The organism is Paenibacillus ginsengihumi DSM 21568 (assembly GCF_000380965.1).
Classification (GTDB): domain Bacteria; phylum Bacillota; class Bacilli; order Paenibacillales; family NBRC-103111; genus Paenibacillus_G; species Paenibacillus_G ginsengihumi.
Genome location: NZ_KB905562.1, coordinates 1 through 17481, shown reverse-complemented (window position 1 = coordinate 17481; position 17481 = coordinate 1). Strand labels below are relative to the sequence as shown.

Genomic DNA, 17481 nt, shown 5'->3' with positions numbered 1-17481 from the left:
CCGGGCGCATCATACTCCCTCCCCTCGCGATACGAACTTCCAGTTCAGGAAGGAGAACAGCCCGATGAGCAGGAACAGCACCCAGGCGATGGCGGACGCATAGCCGAACAATTGGTTGATGAATGCCTGATTATACAAATAAAGCACGAGCGTCAGCCCTCCCTTGGTCGCTCCGCCGCCGTTGCCGAGCAAAATCATCGGCTCCGTGAACAGCTGCATGCCACCGATCGTCGACAAAATGACCGTGAACAAAATAATCGGCCGCAAGAGCGGCAGCGTAATGCTGAAAAACTGCTGCATCCGGCTCGCCCCGTCGATCGTCGCCGCCTCGTACAGGTCGTTCGGAATGCCCTGCAGCCCCGCCAAATAAATGATCGCGTTATACCCGGTCCAGCGCCAGATGACCATCAGCGATACAGCGGCCTTGACCCAGAAGCCGTCGGTCAGCCACTCGATCCGCGGCAGGCCGAGCGCGCCCAGCACGCCGTTGATCAGGCCGAACTGGCTGCCGAAGAACGAACCGAAAATAATGGCCACCGCGACGATGGACGTAATGTTCGGCAGAAAGTATATCGCCCTGTACACATTTTTGAATTTCATAAAAGCGGCATTCAGCAAAAACGCGACGACGAGCGCCAAAAACAGCTGCGGCAGCGTCGACAAAAACCATATGGCAAACGTATTGCCGACCGATATCCAGAAATCCGGGTCGTCCGTCAGCAAATTGCGGAAATTTCGCAGTCCGACAAATTCCATGTCGCCGAGACCGTCCCATGCGTGAAACGCCAGGTACAGCGAGAACAGGATCGGGAACAGTCCGAAGATGAGAAATAAAATATAAAACGGCGATATCATCAAATATGGCGCTGCGTATGCCTTAAACCCCTTCAACGTCTCTCACGCCCTTCGAGCAAAAATAACGGCTTGGCCGCTTCGCGCTTACCCAACGCGCCCGCAGTGCGGCGTATGCGGTGCGAGCTAACGGGATAAAGAGAAGCGGTACGGATACCGGCCGCTTCTCCCTCCCTTAAGAGCTACTTGTTCTTCAGCTTGGCCTTCGCTTTCTCCACGAGATCCCAGAACTCTTTCTCCGGGTCCTTGTTCTTGTCCACGGCCACCGCCTGCATGCCGTCGCTGATGATCGTCTCCACCGTCTGGTAATCGGGACCCTTGCGCTGCACCTTCACGTCCTTGGCGACCTCGGAGAACAGCACGCCCAGCTTCTGATTGCCCCAGAACTCGTATCCCTGCTCCGTGAACGCCTTATCCCCGTATACCGAAGGCGTGGACGGGAAGTTCCCGGACAGCTTGAATACTTCCAGCTGCTGCTCGGGAGCCAGCAGCCAGCTGATCGCCTCGTAGGCTTCCTTTGCGTGTTTGCTTTGTTTGGGGATCAGCAGGAAGGAGCCGCCCATATTGCCGGTGCCCTCCGGCACTTTGGCCGCCCGCCATTTGCCCTTCGTGTCCGGTGCCCGCGTCTCGACATGGCCGCGTCCCCAGGCCGCCGAAATGTAAGTGGCGATCTTGCCCGAGTTGAGCGCCGCCGAGTATTCCTGCAGCGCGTTCTTCTGGTCGTAAGCGCCGGCGATGCCCATTTCCCGCGCCTTCTTGTAATATTCGAGCGCGCGCTTGATTTGCGGATTCGAATCGATAATCAGATTGTCTTCATTGTCGAAGTAGAGCTGGTCGCCCTGATCGCGGATAGCGCCGTACAGCTCGTACGGGTTGGACAAAATATCGGCGCCCGTCTTCTCCTTCAGCACCTTGCCCGCCTCAAGGAAATCGTCCCACGTCTTGATCTTCGCGCTGACGTCGTCCGGCTCGTAAGGCAGCCCGGCCTGCTGGAACAGGTCCTGGCGGTAATACAGCACCATCGGGCCGATATCGGTCGGCAGACCGAGCTGCTTGCCGTCAACTACGGATTGATTCCATTTCCATTCCAGGTAATCGCCGGCCAGCTCCTTCGCGCCGAATTCGTTCAGATCGTAGAATTTGTCGGGATATTTCAGGAATTGGTCCAGCTGGGAAATGTCGACCATCGCGATATCAGGAGCGCCGGAGCCCGCGGACATAGCCGTCAGCAGCTTCTTGTGCGCGTCCTCCCATTTGTAGATTTGCGGCACAATCTCGATATTCGGATGCGACTTGTTAAATTCGGGGATGATTTTCTCGAACGTTGCGCCTTGCCAAAACCACATCTGCAGCTGTACCTTTTTCTCTCCGCTGCCCCCTTGTCCGCTGCCCGAAACTTCGCTCGCCCCGCCGCCGCCGCTGCATGCGCTAAGCAGCAGCACGGAGGAAACGGCAAGCGAAATCCAACCGTTACGCTTAAGCACCCTTGACATCGGTATCGCTCCTTTATCGTATTTCGCTCCCGGCGCGAAGCGTCCCCGCCGGCGCCGGAAGCCCTTTCAAACTTAGTATAGGTGTGATGCAGCGCCGGCGTATAGATAACCGATCTTCGATTTCTTGCACTTATGTTAGTTCGTTGTTTGCGGAAGACCGGTAATCGCCCGGGGACATCCCTTCGAACGTTTTGAAGATGCGGCTGAAATAGGCCGGTTCCTTATACCCTACCCGCTCGCTGACCTCGTATATTTTCAGCCCCGTTTCGCGCAGCAGCCGTTTGGCCTCGGTCAGGCGGTACTGGACCAGATAGTTGGTATACGTCATCCCCGTCTCCTGGTGAAACAGATTGCTCAAGTAGTTGGCGTTCACCTGGAACTTGCGGGCAAACTCCGTCAGCGACGCGCTTCCGGCGTACTCCTTGCGAATATAGGCAAGCAGTTGGCGCACGATCGGCGCCAGGCGCTCTTCGGCCTGGCGCTTCGACAGTTCGGTGAAGCCCAGCGACCGCATGCTGCGCATATACATGAAGCTCAGGTCGCCGATCTCCGCCGTGCAGCCGCCGCGGCCGATCTTGACCTCGATGCGCAGCTTCTCCGCCATCCACTCGGACGTTTCGCGAATATGCCGCTCCCACGCTTCGTCCGCCAGCTCCTTCGCGAACAGAACGATGCAGATCAAGCGGTCCTCCACGATGACCGCCGGCGTGCCGAGCGTCCGGAACGACTCGCGGGCGCTCTCCCGAATGAAATAACGGACGGAGGGGTCCCCGAGCGATTGCAAATCCTTCGTGGAAAAGGAAACGAGCCAGATGCGCTTATGCTCCGGAATCAGCCCTTCGTCGAATGTCGGCACAGGGACTCCGTGAAGCATGTCGTGAATGCGCTTCTCCAGCAGCGCCTGATTGCGGATGTCGCTCACCCGCTGCAGCCCTATTCTGCGGCGGTAAGCCTCATGCGATTTTTGCACCAGCTCATACAGCTTTTGCTTGGAAATCGGCTTGAGCAAATATTCGGCGACCTGGTGCCGCATCGCCTCAGTCGCATACTCGAACTCCGCATGGCCGGACAGGACGTACACGTCGGTCTCCGGCGAGCGGCGGCGAACGTATTCCGCCAGCTGGAGGCCGCCTACGGCCGGCATCCGGATATCGGTAATGACAAGATGGACCTGCCTCTGCTCCAGCAGCGCGATCGCCTCTTGTCCGTCAGAGGCTTCCAGCACGCAATCGACTCCTTGACACTGCGCCAGCGCCCTGCTCATCGGGGTGCGCACATTCGCTTCATCGTCGACCACCATCACGGTAAACATGAACTCACTCTCCCTTGTCGATCTGTTGAATGCGCTTCTCCACATCGCGCCAGGCTTGTTCCGGGCGGGCTTCCCCCTTCTCGACCCGCCTCAGCCCTTCGCGCAGCAGACTCTCGACGGAGCTGTCGGCGGAATGGCCGTAAGCGTAGTTAAGGCGCAGCGCCGCATAAGCGTAAATCTGGCCTGTCGGCGCATCGTTGAAGAACGGATCGCGCACGTCCAAAAAATCACGGGTCGAGTACACTGTCGGCGTGGAAGGAAAATTGCCGTTGCTGCGAAACGTAGCCAGCTGCCGCTGCGGCGTCGTCAGCCAACTCGCCAGCGCATAGGCCTCGCGGGGTTGCCCGCTCGTCTTCGGAATCGCGAGGAACGACCCTTTCCAGCCGGACGGCAGTCCCGGCGCTTTGGCCAAATCCCACAATCCCCTCGTAGCGGGAGCGTTCTTCTTGAGCATCCCGTGCAGCCACGAAGGAGCGAGCACAGCGGCAAAGCGGCCGTTCACCGCCCCGTCGGCCCATTCCGTCGTCTGGGACGGCAGTCCGGCGATCAGGCCGAGCTGCTGGAAGCGCACGGCGCGGTCCCATGCCTCCTTCACCCGCGGGGAAAGGCGGCCGGTCCGGGAACCCAGGTATTGTCCGTCGAATTGGTTGAAGTAGCTCTGGAATACATTATTCATATTGTCGAAAAGCGCTGCGCCCGTCTTCTCCTTCAGCTGCAGCCCCGCCGATTCCAGCGCGTCCCAATCCGGGAACGCCTCCGACACCGCGTCCCTCTCCGCAGGCAGGCCGGCCGCCTCGAACAGATCCCGCCTGTACGCTAGGGCAACCGGTCCGATGTCCGCAGGCATGGCGAACAGAAACGCGCCGTCCCGATTTTCCGCAAGGCGCCACTTCCACTCCAGAAAACGGGTCCGCTCGTCGCCGAAATCGTACAGATTGTAAAATTGCTCGCGGTACCGCTTCATTTCGCCAAGCTGTGAAGCGTCCAGCAGCACGAGATCCGGCGCTTTCGATCTTGTGGCCAGCGAGCTCATCAGCCCAGGCAGCACATCGTCATATTGGGAAATCACGATGTCCACATCGACGCCGCTCTGCTCCTCCGCATACTGCTTGATCATCGTCTCCAGCCCGCTGCCGGGCCACAGCCATACGCTCAGAACAGCACGCTGCTTCGGCGGCGCGACGCGGATGAGCGAAATGTCCGGCGAACAGGAATACAAGGCGAGCGACAGGACAGATAATGCAAGCGCCACCCGCCAGCCCAAATGTTTAAGCAATATCATCCCCTCCTTGCTGCGTTGTCGGGGCCCAGGGCAGCTCCGCATCGTACAGCGGCATAGTCAGGATCACGGCCAGGCCGCCGAGCGGGCTGGGCGCCAGCCGCAGCCCGTAGGATGGCCCGAAATACGCCTGAATCTGCCTGTGCAGATTGGACAGACCGATGCCGCCGCCGTTCTCGAGCGTCCCTGCGCCGCTGCGGATGCGCTCCTCGAGCTGCTGCAGCGCCTCCGGCGTCAGACCGACGCCGTTGTCCTCGACCGTGCAGAGCATCGTCCCGTTCTCCGCGCGGATGCGCAGACGAATGTGCCAGTCCGGCACCGACGTCTGCTCCAGGCCGTGGCGGAACGCGTTCTCGACGAGCGGCTGCAGCATAAGGCGGATGACCCGCCAGCGCTCAAGCCCTTCCTCCACCTCGATGCTAATGGTGAACCGATTGCCGTAGCGCCAGCGCTGCAGCAGCAAATATCTGTCCAGCTGCGCCAAATCCTCGCCCAAGGCGACCAGCTCGCCGGACGGACGCACACTGTAGCGCAGCAGCTCACTCAGAGCCAGCGTCATCTCCTGGGCTTCCTCCGGCCGGCCGTCCTCGATCGTCCAGTAGATCAAGTTGAGCGAATTGTACAGAAAATGCGGCCTGAACTGGGCTTTCAGCGCCACGAGCTCGGCCCGCTGCGCGCTGATCTGCTGCTCCGACAGCCGTTCGACCACCTCCTCCAGCTGCTGAACCATGGAATTATAGGTCGCATAGAGACGGGAAATTTCGCGGCTGGCGAACGGCTTGTGAATTTTTCGGATGCCTCCCCGCCCGATCCGGTCTAGTCCGTCCGCCAGTTCGCGAATCGGCTGGGTCAGCGTCCAGGTAAAGTACGCCACCAGCACCAAAGCGATGGCGATGCCCGCCGCCATCGTCAGCAGCACGTGCAGCCACAACCGGCTGGCGTCGCTGTATACCGCCTCCGGCTTGAAGTAAGCGATCGTCGTCCAGCCGCTGTATTCCGAGATGGCATGGGCGACGAACATGCGCTGCTGCTCCTCGCGGGTCGTCCATTCGAAGAACGGCTGGGCGCTGCCGCCGAACTTCGCGAACAATCCCTGGTCCGCCGCCGTGCCGATCTCCCGCGGCTCTGTCGAATAGACGATATTTCCCGACGAGTCCATCACCTGCACCTTGCGCTCCACCCGATGGCCAATCTCCCCGATGATGCGGTTGATCTTCTCCACCGGCACGACCACGTACTGCTCCCCGAGCGTATCGAGCCGGGTCGGGTCCTTCAGCTTCCTTCCGCCGATAATGGCCGGAATCTCCCCGTCGCGCCAGGCCGGCCCGTACACCCACAGCATGTGGCCGTCCATCCGCTCCATTTTGCCGTACCAGGTGACCGAGCTCATCTCGTCGTAGCTGCGCCAAAAAAACTGCAGCGATTCGTTCGAGCTGTAGGCGTTGCCGGCCCGATCGAACAGATGAATGAGAATGTCCGGAGAAATATGCCTTATCTTCGTGGCCATGAAGCGGCGCAGCTCGAGCGGATCGGCCGGCCCTTCCCCGGCGGAGCGGCGCAGCGCCTGCTGCACCCGCTCGTCAAACACGATCATTTGCGAGGCCTGGTCATACTGCTTGAGCAGCACGTCGATTTTGGCCGACAGCTGTTCGACCGATTCCTGGGTGGAATCCGCCGTACGATTCAAAACAAGCTCCGACGTTACCCGAAAATTGAACAGATTGGTCAAGGCGATCGCCAGCACGGCGATGAGGAACATACCAGCAAGCAGCTGTACGAAGATCGGAAGAGGGCGGGCTGGGAACACGCTGTCTTGTCACCTCATTTCATGGAAGTCATCATGTGTATGCCCCAAGCATTTGCATAATTCTTCTATTTTTGATCGCATATTCCCTTCCTGTACAGACAAACAGACGGCCAACGCTGCCCTATCTCCTTCATCAAAACCTGAAAAAAGCAAAAAAAATTCTAAAATGACTCCCGTTATCGCTCCGCTTGCAAGCCGCTACAATGAACCTTGTGCTTAAGTACAACCGAGAGAAGCCTAAGGAGGGAAAGCCATTATGAAAACGCTTAAGAAGGCGGCTTTGAAAATTGATAGCGCTCTCGAAGCATTCATCCTCATCGCGCTGACCGCCATGGTCCTCATCGTGACGGCCCAGGTGTTTACCCGCAAGCTGTTTAACTATGTCGCGCCGTGGTCTGAAGAAATTACGCTGCTGCTGCTCGTATGGTTCGCTTTCATGGGATTCGCCATCGGCTTCCGGGAGCATATCCATCTGGCGATGGACGCCTTCACCAACTTGTTCGGCGAACGGTTCAACCGGATTTGGGATAAAGTGATCCGGGTCTGCACCTTTGCTTTCGGCATGTATCTGATCGTGTACGGCTGGGATTTCGCGGCGATGATGAAAGATTCCACGCTGCCGGCGACGAAGTTCTCCAACAGCGTCGTATACGGCGTCATGCCGATCACAGGCGTGATGATCTGCGTCTATTCGGCGCTCCAGTTTTTCGGGATCGACACCAGACGCCATCAAGGTCTTGAGGAGGAAAACATCTCATGAGCACGACGGTCGCCATTCTGATCCTGGTCGTCTCGTTCGTCGTCATGCTGCTGCTCAGGTTCCCGATCTCGCTGACGATCGCCGGCTCGACGCTGCTGACCATCTGGTATTTGGACCTGCCGCTGATCGTCGTCGGCCAGCGGATGATTCAGGGGATCAATTCGTTCACGCTGCTGGCGATTCCGTTCTTCATTCTTGCCGGACAAATCATGAGCGAGGGCGGGATGGCGCTGCGCATCATCAACCTGGCGCAATTGTTCGTCGGACGCATCCGCGGCGGGCTCGCTCTCGTGAACAACGTCGCCTGCATGCTGTTCGGCAATTTGTCCGGGTCGGCCGTCGCGGACGTCTCCTCGGTCGGTTCCGTCATGATTCCGGCGATGAAAAAGAAAGGCTATGATGCCGACTATTCCGTAGCCGTGACGGCTTCCTCGTCGATTCAGGGCGTCGTCATGCCGCCAAGCCACAACATGATTTTGTATGCGATTGCGGCCGGAGGCGTGTCGATCTCCAGCATGTTCCTGGCCGGCATCGTCCCGTGCCTGCTGCTGCTTGTGTCGCTGATGATCACCAGCTACATCATTGCCCGCAAGCGCGGTTACCAGAAGGGCGATCCGATCGACCGGAAGATGGTGCCGAAAATTTTGCTGGACGGCTTCATGTCGATGCTGACGGCTGTCATTATCCTTGGCGGCATCTTCTCCGGCCTGTTCACCGCGACCGAGTCCGGGGCATTGGCTTGTCTGTACGCCTTTATTTTAACCTTCTTCGTCTATCGGGATATTCCGCTGTCGCGCATAGTTACCATCCTGAAGCGCACATTCCGCACCGTGGCGATGGTGATGTTCCTGATCGCCGCCTCCGACGCGTTCGGATGGATTCTGGCTTACCTGCAAATTCCGTCGATGCTGACCGATTTGCTGCTGACGGCATCGGAAAACAAATTCGTCGTCCTGCTGATCATCAACGTGCTGCTGCTGCTGCTCGGCGCGCCGATGGATATGGCTCCGATGATCCTGATCCTGACGCCGATCCTGCTGCCCGTCGTCACGAGCCTCGGCGTAGACCCGGTTCATTTTGGCATCATCATGATTTTGAACTGCGGCATCGGCCTGCTGACCCCGCCGGTAGGCAGCGTGCTGTTCGTCGGCTGCGCGATCGGCAAAGTTTCTATCGAGAAGGTGACGAAAGCGCTGTTACCGTTTTTCCTGGTCATGATTTTGGATCTGCTCATCCTGACTTATGTTCCCTCTATTTCCTTGTGGCTGCCTGGACTATTCGTCCAGTAAACGCTTAAACTAAACGCAAAGGGGTAATCATCGACGATGAAGAGAACATTCAAGCTAACTGCAGGGCTGCTCGCTGTCGCGCTCTCCTCCTCCATGCTGCTCGTCGCTTGCGGCCAACAGAGCGATGCGGAAGGCGGAGCCGGAACGCCGGAAAAATCGTACAAATTCCGCCTGGCCGACAATCACGCCCCCGACTACCCGACCGTTATCGGGGACAAGAAGTTTGCCGAGCTGGTCGAGCAGCGCACGAACGGCCGCATCAAGATCGACGTTTTCCCGTCGGGGCAGCTTGGGGACGAGAAGGCCGTCATCGAGCAGGTGCAGCTCGGCGCCATCGAGTTCACCCGCGTCAATACGGCGCCCTTGGCCGAATTCAACAGCCAGTTCGGGGTATTCAGCCTGCCGTACATCTTCGACAGCGATGAGCATCTGTGGCGCTTCCTGAACGGCGACGGCCAGAAGCTGCTGGACGGCATGGAATCGTCCCGGATGAAAGGGCTCGCGTACTACGATTCGGGGTCCCGCTCCTTCTATTCGCGGGAGCCGCTCGCCAGCCTGGACGATCTGCAGGGCAAAAAAATCCGCGTCCAGCAAAATAAAATCAACATGGATCTGATTTCGGCGCTGGGCGCCAGCCCGACGCCGATGGCGTTCGGCGAAGTGTACAGCTCGCTGCAGACGGGCGTTATCGACGGCGCGGAAAACAACTGGCCGAGCATCTATTCCACCCGGCATTACGAGGTCGCCAAGCACGTGATTGTCGATTCCCATCAGCGCCAGCCGGAAGTGCTGCTGATGAGCAAGTCGGCCTGGGACCGGCTGTCCGAATCCGACCGCAAAATCATTAAAGAAGCGGCGATGGAATCGGTCGCCACCCAGCGCGAGGCGTGGAAGAAGATGGAGGACGAAGCGATCGCCAAGCTGAAGGAAGCGGGCGTTACGATTACGGAAGTGACGGATCTGAAGCCATGGCAGGACGCCACCCGCTCGGTGATCGACAAGCACGGCGCCGAATTCAAGGAGGTGCTGGAGCAGGTGAGCAAGGCAAAGCTGGAGCAGGCGGGCAAGGAGTCCGGCCAGAACACGGCTGGCTAGAGCGCGGCTGGCCAGAAGCGGAGCCAGCCAGAACGCGGCTGACCAGAACGCACCTGGCCAGAAGCGGAGCCAAGCCAGGGCGCGGCCAGTCAGAGCGGAGCCAGCCAGAACGCGGCTGACCAGAATGCACCTGGCCAGAAGCTGGAGCCAAGCCAGGGCGCGGCCAGTCAGAGCAGAGCCAGCCAGAACGCGGCTGACCAGAATGCACCTGGCCAGAAGCGGAGCCAGCCAACAATAAGGCCGACTAGGCCGGAGCAATCAGGCGGAGAGCAGTCTCCGCCTGATCTTGTACATTTTGGCGGACGCCCCTGGCTGCAGCCGCCGATGCCGCACCAATTTCGGACGAAGAAGGGAGGACGGGATACCGATGATCGGCCGGCTATCGATAGTGCGCAAAACGCTGCGCGCCCTTTCTCTGCCGAATCTTCCTCTCGCCAGGAAGCTCTTCGTCTATTTTACCGCGCTCGTCGTCACTCCCATTCTGATCGTCGGCATTGCCTCATACCGGTTAGCCGCGGACGAGCTGCTGCGAGAAAACACTTCCTCCAGCTTCGAAATTCTTCAGCAAGCCAAGCTGCATATCGAATACTATTTGAACGATTTCGAGATCGAGGGGCTGAAGATCGTCAACCATCCCGATATGAAGCGGCTGCTGCAGATGACAACCCGCGAAGAAATTGCGGCGAGCGGCATCGAAGCGGAGGTGCTCTCCCGGCTGCAGTCGTCGATCTATTCCCGGGGCGATCTTTCCGGGGTCAGCGTCGTGCTCGAGGACTTGAGCGTCATCGACACGTACGGAAGCCGCGGCGTCTATCCCGCGGAGCGGTTCAGGGAAGAATACTGGTACGAGAGCGTGCCGGCTAACGGCCGACCGATCTGGATCGCCCGGAACTTGGGCTCGGAGCCCGTGCTGTCGCTCGTAAGGCGGCTGGTCAGCCCGCTCACGCTGCAGCCTGTCGGGCTGCTTGTCATCGATGTCAATTTCAAACGCTTGCAGGAAATTGTCGACAACGTCGCGGTCCGGCACGACCGATACTTGTATATATTGGATGAAAAAGGCCATTACGTCTATCATCCGCAGCTGTCGCTGATCGGACAGCGCGCCGACGTGCCGGCAGAGCCCGACCGGCAAGGCTCCGTGTCGACCGGGACGGGCAGGCAGCGGCAGCTGCATACATTCGTGCCTTCCATTACCGGCTTTACGATCGCAACCGTCGTATCGTATAGCGAAATTACGCAGGGCATCCGCACTATCGGGTGGTCCGTCTCGGCGACCGTCGGCTTGACGCTGCTGGCCGCTTATTTGCTGGGCCTGAGCTTCGCCTCGGGGATCGTAAGGCCAATCCGCCGGCTTTATCGACTGATGAAGCAGATCGAGACGGGCAATCTGAACGTCAGCGTGCCGGTGGAATCGTCCGACGAGATCGGCCAGCTTACCCGCGGCTTCAACAAGATGGCGGAGAGGCTCAACGACCTGATCGAGAAGGTATATTATTCCAAGCTGCGCGAAACGGAAGCGACGCTGCGCCATAAGGAGACGGAGCTGCAAATGCTGCAGTCGCAAATCAACCCTCACTTTCTGTACAATGCGCTGCAGACGATCCGCGGCATGGCGCTCGAGAAGGATACCGAGGAGATCGCGGACATGGCCGCGCTGATTGCCCGGCTGCTCCGCTACAATCTCAAGCAGGGCTCGAACTTGTCCACAGTCCGCGAGGAGCTGCAAGTGTGCGAGGTTTATTTGCAAATTCAGAAGTACCGCTTCGAAGCGAAGCTGGAATATCAGGTCGATGTTCCCGCATGGGCGGAGAAGATATCGATCGTCCGCTTTTCCCTGCAGCCTCTGATCGAAAACAGCGTCATCCACGGCATGGAGCCCGGCGTCAAGCCGGTTCATATTCATATCCGCGCCAGACGGGAAAATCGCGGCACGTTAGCAATCTGCGTCGAGGACAACGGCGTCGGCATCGAGCCGGACAAGCTGGCCGCGATTCAATATTGGCTTCGCGGAAACGAATCGGACGAATCCCGCAGCGGCCATATCGGCTTGCTGAACGTGCATCATCGCATCCGCTATTTATTCGGGGACGCCTACGGCCTGTCCATTGACAGCCAGCCCGGACATGGCACGTCCGTCTGTCTTCGCATCCCATATCACGACTAGGAGAGCTGGAGAACTTATGGATATGCATACGATCATGGTGGTCGATGATGAAAAATGGAGCCGCGCCGCTTTGAAGCATACCCTGGAAAAAACAGGACTGCCTTTTCGGGTCGTGGCCGAGCATGCCAACGGGCTGGAGGCACTCAACGGCTACAAGTCGAAGCCGGTCGATCTGATCCTGGCCGACGTACGCATGCCGGTTATGGACGGTTTGACGCTGGCCGACGAGCTTCAGCGCCTGTACGGCCGCTCCCCGCTCATGATCGTCAGCGGCTACGACGATTTTCAGTATGCGCGTCAGGCTTTGCGAAGCGGCGTCGTCGATTATTTGCTGAAGCCGGTCGAGGCGGACGATTTGCGGCAAAGCCTGGAGCGCTGGATGGCCGGCAAAAGCCAGGAACGGGCGGCAGAGCTGGCCGAACCTCCGCTCGAAGCATCGACGATCGAGCGCGTGGTCCACTTTGTTCGCCGGAAGCTCCCCGGAGAAGTCACGCTAGGCGAAGCGGCAAAGCACGTGCATCTGAACCCGAATTACTTGAGCCAGCTGTTCAAGCAAAAGACGGGGCGCACATTCCTCGATTTTGTGGTGGAATGCCGGATGGAGGAAGCGAAGCGGCTGCTCGCCACCACTTCACTGCGGGTATCGGAGGTTGCCGAGCAGCTCGGCTATTCCGACCTCGCTTACTTCAGCACCTCCTTCAAAAAGCATTGCGGGCGCACTCCGTCGGAATACCGGAAAAGCGTCGCGGAATAAGCAATGGACGCCTAAGGCTGCCCAATCGGCAGCCCGCGAACTCCGCTTTGCCGGGCGCACTCGCGCTGGCGGTCACTCGCTCTCACTCGCGCTGGTGGTCACTCCGCTTTGCCGGGCTCACTCGCGCTGGCGGGCGCACGCCGCTTTGGCGCTGCCCCACCCCGGGCACACCTGGGCTGGGCATACCCAGGCATGTGAGACGACAAATCCTGCACAAAATGCAACATTTTCCGCATCTTTCGTACCAGAGGAAGGGGAATGTTGCATTTTATGCAACATTTTGGGCGCATTTTGCTTCAAACCCGGGAACATCGCCCGAAATGTTGCACATTCTACAACATTGAGCCGCAAATGCGAGTTATCCCCCCGTTTTTGTTGTACAAAATACAACATTTGCTGAGTCACTTGAAAATTTGGCGGCGATCTGCCGGCGGATATCGCCAAATAAGATAGACGCCTGTAACGAGCGATTCCTTCGTCATCGGTCGTCACCTGCGGTGCCAGAAAATTTTCAGGTAGATCCCCTTCAAATTTTCAAGATAGACGCCCATGCCGCTGGCGCGGCACCATCAGATCGTGCAAATGGGCCGCGGCGCACCAAGCGCTATTTTTTGCCGCTGTCGCCGGAGCCGCTGTTGTCCGCGGTTCGATGCGCCGGGACTTAAGCGTTTCGGGAAGGTCCATGCGCCCGCAGCGGAGCTTCCTTGCCCGGGCCTGCGCTTCGCCGCCCGAACCGCCTGCCGGCCCACACGGCCGCCCCGGCCGCCGCCAGGATGAAGCCTGTGGCGGCGAAAACCCAGTGCGTGTTCAGACGGTGGCCGATCGCCCCGCCGATCAGCGGGCCGACCATCGCGCCGAACTGGTTGGCGCTCGTCATCAGGCCGAACGACCGCCCCCGGAACTCCGCGTCCGTCGCACGCACGACCAGCGTATTGACAGCCGGCGACACACCGGCCATAAAAAAGCCGTAAACGAATTGAACAGCGGTAAACAGCCATAGCTGGTATATAAAATATTGCGTCGACACGGTAAGGCCCGACGCCAGCAAACAGATCAAGAGCACGACCGGAAAGCCGTACGTCTGACCCGCTCTTCCCCACAAAGGCGAAGCCAGGATGCCGGCAATCCCGATAATGGAGAAAATGATGCCGGAGGACAGCACGGCTCCCTCCAGCTTGCCCTGCAGCTCGGCAATATGCAGCGTCAGCAGCGGCTGCACCATGTTGAGCGACAATTGAAATACGACCAGCAGCAGCAGAAGCAGCACCAGCGTCCGGTTGCCGGCCGCTTCCTTCCACGTCTGCAGCACGCCGGCGTTTTGCGGCCGTGCCTCATGCTTTCCTTCCTGAACCCAGAAGATGACAGCGATGCCGGCCGCGAAAATAATGACGCTCGATACGACGAAAGACATGCGGAGCCCGAACCATTCGGCCAGCAGTCCGCCGAACAGCGGCCCGAGAATGCCTCCGGACATCGTACCTGCCTGCATCATGCCGAGGCTCCACCCCATTTGTCGCTCCGGCGCGGTAGAGGCGACGATCGCCATGGAGGCCGGCACGAACCCGCCGACGAATCCATGCAGCATGCGTGCGCCGACGAGCTGCCACGGGCTTTGCACGACGGCGAACAAGGCATAGATGACGGCAAGGCTGAGTCCCGCCCGAATGACCATCTTCTTCTTGCCGTACTTGTCGGCAAGCGAGCCCCACAGCGGAGCCATGATCGCACCGACCAGAAAGGCCGCCGAGAACACAATGCCGGCCCACAGATCGACGCTGGCCTTATCGACACCAAGGTCGAGCAGGAAAAGCGGGAGAAAAGGGACCGACATCGTATAGCTCGCGCTGCATAACAGTACCCCCGCCCACAAAATCCACATCGTACGCTTCCACGGCTCCATATCCGTTCCCTCCGGTTCCGCCGCCGTTCTTGTCGGCTGTTATGAATTGTTTTGCGACATCCCGTCTCTCCTCGAATACTGCCAATGCCCCGGACATGTCCGCTAACCGACAACGTTGACAGGCTTGCCTGCCATAAAAGCCTGCAGATTGCTCGCCGCTGTATCCATCAATCGCGTTCGCGCCTCCTTGGTCGCCCAGGCTAGGTGCGGGGTGACGAGACACCGCTCGCAAGACAGCAGCGGGTTGCCTGGCGCCGGCGGCTCGCTCGACAGCACGTCCACCGCCGCGCCGCCCAACTTCCCGGCATTGAGCGCCTCCGCCAGATCGTTCTCGGCGATCAGCTTCCCGCGGGATGTATTGATAAGCAGAGCACCCGGCTTCATCAAGGCGATCGCGCTGCGGTCGATCATGCCCTCCGTCTGCGGCGTAAGCGGGCAGTGCAGGCTGACGACGTCCGCCTGACGCAGCACCTCGTCGACCGTCGTGCGGATGACGCCCTCCGCTTCGGCGGCCGCCGCTCCCGCCGGCGGCGCGGAACGGCCGGCGGCAAGCACGTTCATGCCGAACGCTCTGGCAAGCTGAGCGACGCGGCGACCGATCTTGCCGAAGCCGATAATGCCCATCGTCTTGCCGCTCAGCTCGATCAGCGGCGTCTTCCAATAGGCGAAGTCGGCGCTGGCCGCCCAATCTCCGCGCTTGGCGCTGGCGCTGTGCAGCCCCGTATGATGACACAGCTCCAGCAGCAGGGCGAAGACGTGCTGGGCCACCGAATCGGTGCTGTACTCCGGCACGTTACTGACAACGATGCTCTGCTCCTTGGCGGCCTTCGTGTCGATAATATCGTAGCCCGTCGCCAATACTCCGATATATTTCAGCTTCGGCAGCGCGGCGATCGTCCCTGCCCGCAGCGGCGTCTTGTTCGTCAGCAGCACCTCCGCCTCCCCCGCCCGCTCCGCAATCGTTTCCTCCGGCGTCCGGTCATAGACCGTCAGCTTGCCCAGCTTCTCCAGCGGCTCCCAGCTCAGATCGCCCGGATTAAGCGCAAATCCGTCCAATACTACAATGTTCATCGGTTCTCCTCCTATTCTGTCGCCTGGTTCATGACCGCCAACGATTCATGAGTTCCGCACATCGCTGACAACTTACAATAAGAAATTGTAATACTTTTTGCGTGAAGAGGAAACATTAACCTTCGGGGCTTGGAGGGAGTCTCTGGAAGCTTCTCCGGCCAACGACAACGACACGAACAAAAAGGAGCTGGAAATCCTATGCCATACGGCGCACACGAAACGATGGAAGTCCATGAAGTGCTGAATGAGAAGCTGAACCTGATCAACCATTTCAACCTTTACGCCCAAATGACGCAAAACCAGCAAATTCGCGGCATGCTGGAGCGCCACCTGGCAACGGCCATGCAATCGTATGACCAGCTCGTTGCCTACACGCACAATTACAGCGCTGCTCCGCAGCAGGGCAGAACCGACGCTGCCGGCATGACGAGCCAGGTGCAGCCGCAGCAAATTCAATACGGCCTGCGCCAGCCGGCTCCCGTCGCTCCCGGCGCGCAGGGCACCCTGAACGACAATCAAATTTTGTGCGCAATGCTGTCCTGCCACAAAAACTCGGCCAAGCTGCACATGCAGGCGTCCCTGGAATGCGCCGACCCGAATGTGCGGCACATGCTGATGAACGGGTCTATCGCTTGCGCCGAGCAGGCGTATGAGGTGTTCATGGTCATGAACCAGCAAGGGCAGTATCAGGTACCGACAATGAACGATCATACCGCCAAAACCTTCCTCCATACGTATCAGCCGTCGCAGGAAGGGTACGGCTCGATGCCGCAGCAATAACCGCTGCCCGCCTGCGGCCTTTTTCGACGCCGATGACGAGCGATTCCCTCGTCATCGGTCGTCATTTGCGTGGTTAAAGACGCCCATACCGCCTAGCGCAGCACCATCAGAAGATGAACATGAACCGGAACCCCGGGCTATTTTCAAGAGTGCCAGCAAATGTTGTATTTTGTACAACAAAAACAGGGGGATAGGCCCTATTTGCGGCTAAATGTTGTAAAATGTGCAACATTTCGGGCGATGTTTCCGGGTTTGAAGCCCATCGCGCTCAAATTGTTGCACAAAATGCAACATTCCCCTTCCTCTGGTGCGAAAGGGGCGGAAAATGTTGCATTTTGTGCAGGATTTGTCGCTTCATGCGCCTGGGGTGTGCCCGGGGAGGGGCCGCGCTAACGCGGAGCTCGAACGCTGACGTGGAGCACTCTTCATGCCCGCTAGCCCAGGGTGCTGTTTTGCCAGGGCTAACGCTAGCCAGAGAGCTTATTTCCCTCGAAACGATCGTTTTGACATTCTAACGCAAGTGAGCAGCCTTACTTCGGCATTTTGAGCTACCCGATTCAGCGTTTCTGGCCCAATAGCGTTACTACGTTTCGTTACATTTTAAAAACGGTACGATTCAGCAAAATAGCGTTTGTCACAAGCGTTAGAGATTTGAACATGAATTCGGAATGTAGCCTAGCCAAAATCTGAGAGATTCACGTTGTGACAAGGCATTTTCGTCATAAAAAGTTGCCAATTTTTTGCAAAATAAACAGGACACTGCAAGCCTCTTGTCAAAGGTTAAACCACCACGAATAACCAACGAGAGGAAGTGTCCCTAGCAACATGGTACCACAAGCAACGAACCATGCGCCAGAACGAAAATCACGCCGCGAACGCCGAATTGAAATTCTTGCGGAGCGTCGCCGAATCAAGCAGATCATGA

The 17481-nt window shown here is 58.7% G+C and carries 13 protein-coding genes; 6 read left to right on the top strand and 7 right to left on the bottom strand.

The window, feature by feature from the left end; genetic code table 11:
* Nucleotides 1-9: 9 nt before the first annotated feature.
* The 5 genes from F591_RS0110090 to F591_RS27775 all read right to left on the bottom strand — a co-directional run bounded on the left by F591_RS0110090 (nt 10) and on the right by F591_RS27775 (nt 6743).
* Nucleotides 10-855, bottom strand: coding sequence for a carbohydrate ABC transporter permease (locus F591_RS0110090; RefSeq protein WP_019534477.1), 846 nt, complete (start codon nt 853-855; stop codon nt 10-12).
* Between the two features lie 179 nt (nt 856-1034).
* Nucleotides 1035-2345, bottom strand: coding sequence for an ABC transporter substrate-binding protein (locus F591_RS0110085; protein WP_019534476.1), 1311 nt, complete (start codon nt 2343-2345; stop codon nt 1035-1037).
* Nucleotides 2346-2475: 130 nt separating this feature from the next.
* A complete protein-coding gene (locus F591_RS0110080) occupies nt 2476-3657 on the bottom strand; it encodes a response regulator transcription factor (protein ID WP_019534475.1) in 1182 nt (393 codons plus the stop codon).
* A 4-nt stretch (nt 3658-3661) separates the two neighbouring features.
* Nucleotides 3662-4939, bottom strand: coding sequence for an ABC transporter substrate-binding protein (locus tag F591_RS0110075; RefSeq protein WP_425414349.1), 1278 nt, complete (start codon nt 4937-4939; stop codon nt 3662-3664).
* Nucleotides 4926-6743 (bottom strand): cache domain-containing sensor histidine kinase, encoded by a 1818-nt coding sequence (locus F591_RS27775; protein WP_245581014.1) that lies wholly within the window; start codon nt 6741-6743, stop codon nt 4926-4928. The genes F591_RS0110075 and F591_RS27775 overlap by 14 nt, the downstream gene beginning before the upstream one ends.
* 256 nt (nt 6744-6999) lie before the next feature.
* Between F591_RS27775 and F591_RS0110065 the strand changes: the two genes are divergently transcribed.
* The 5 genes from F591_RS0110065 (at nt 7000) to F591_RS0110045 (ending at nt 12805) form a co-directional block, all read left to right on the top strand.
* On the top strand, nt 7000-7503 hold the full coding sequence (locus F591_RS0110065; RefSeq protein WP_019534472.1) for a TRAP transporter small permease: 504 nt from the start codon (nt 7000-7002) through the stop codon (nt 7501-7503).
* Nucleotides 7500-8792, top strand: coding sequence for a TRAP transporter large permease (locus F591_RS0110060; RefSeq protein ID WP_019534471.1), 1293 nt, complete (start codon nt 7500-7502; stop codon nt 8790-8792). The genes F591_RS0110065 and F591_RS0110060 overlap by 4 nt, the downstream gene beginning before the upstream one ends.
* 36 nt (nt 8793-8828) lie before the next feature.
* Nucleotides 8829-9887 carry a TRAP transporter substrate-binding protein gene (locus F591_RS0110055; RefSeq protein WP_019534470.1) on the top strand — a complete coding sequence of 353 codons (1059 nt, stop codon included), beginning with the start codon at nt 8829-8831 and terminating at the stop codon, nt 9885-9887.
* A 367-nt stretch (nt 9888-10254) separates the two neighbouring features.
* Nucleotides 10255-12051 (top strand): cache domain-containing sensor histidine kinase, encoded by a 1797-nt coding sequence (locus F591_RS27770; RefSeq protein WP_019534469.1) that lies wholly within the window; start codon nt 10255-10257, stop codon nt 12049-12051.
* 16 nt (nt 12052-12067) lie between these two features.
* On the top strand, nt 12068-12805 hold the full coding sequence (locus tag F591_RS0110045; RefSeq protein WP_019534468.1) for a response regulator transcription factor: 738 nt from the start codon (nt 12068-12070) through the stop codon (nt 12803-12805).
* Between the two features lie 661 nt (nt 12806-13466).
* Here the strand turns inward: F591_RS0110045 and F591_RS27765 are convergent.
* Entirely contained in the window at nt 13467-14705 is a 1239-nt protein-coding gene (locus tag F591_RS27765; RefSeq protein ID WP_019534467.1) for an MFS transporter, read from the bottom strand.
* Nucleotides 14706-14807: 102 nt separating this feature from the next.
* The gene (locus F591_RS0110030) at nt 14808-15776 is read right to left on the bottom strand and encodes a D-2-hydroxyacid dehydrogenase (protein ID WP_019534466.1); all 969 of its coding nucleotides are present in this window, start codon (nt 15774-15776) and stop codon (nt 14808-14810) included.
* A 198-nt stretch (nt 15777-15974) separates the two neighbouring features.
* Between F591_RS0110030 and F591_RS0110025 the strand changes: the two genes are divergently transcribed.
* Nucleotides 15975-16556, top strand: coding sequence for a spore coat protein (locus F591_RS0110025; protein ID WP_019534465.1), 582 nt, complete (start codon nt 15975-15977; stop codon nt 16554-16556).
* Nucleotides 16557-17481 lie beyond the last annotated feature (925 nt).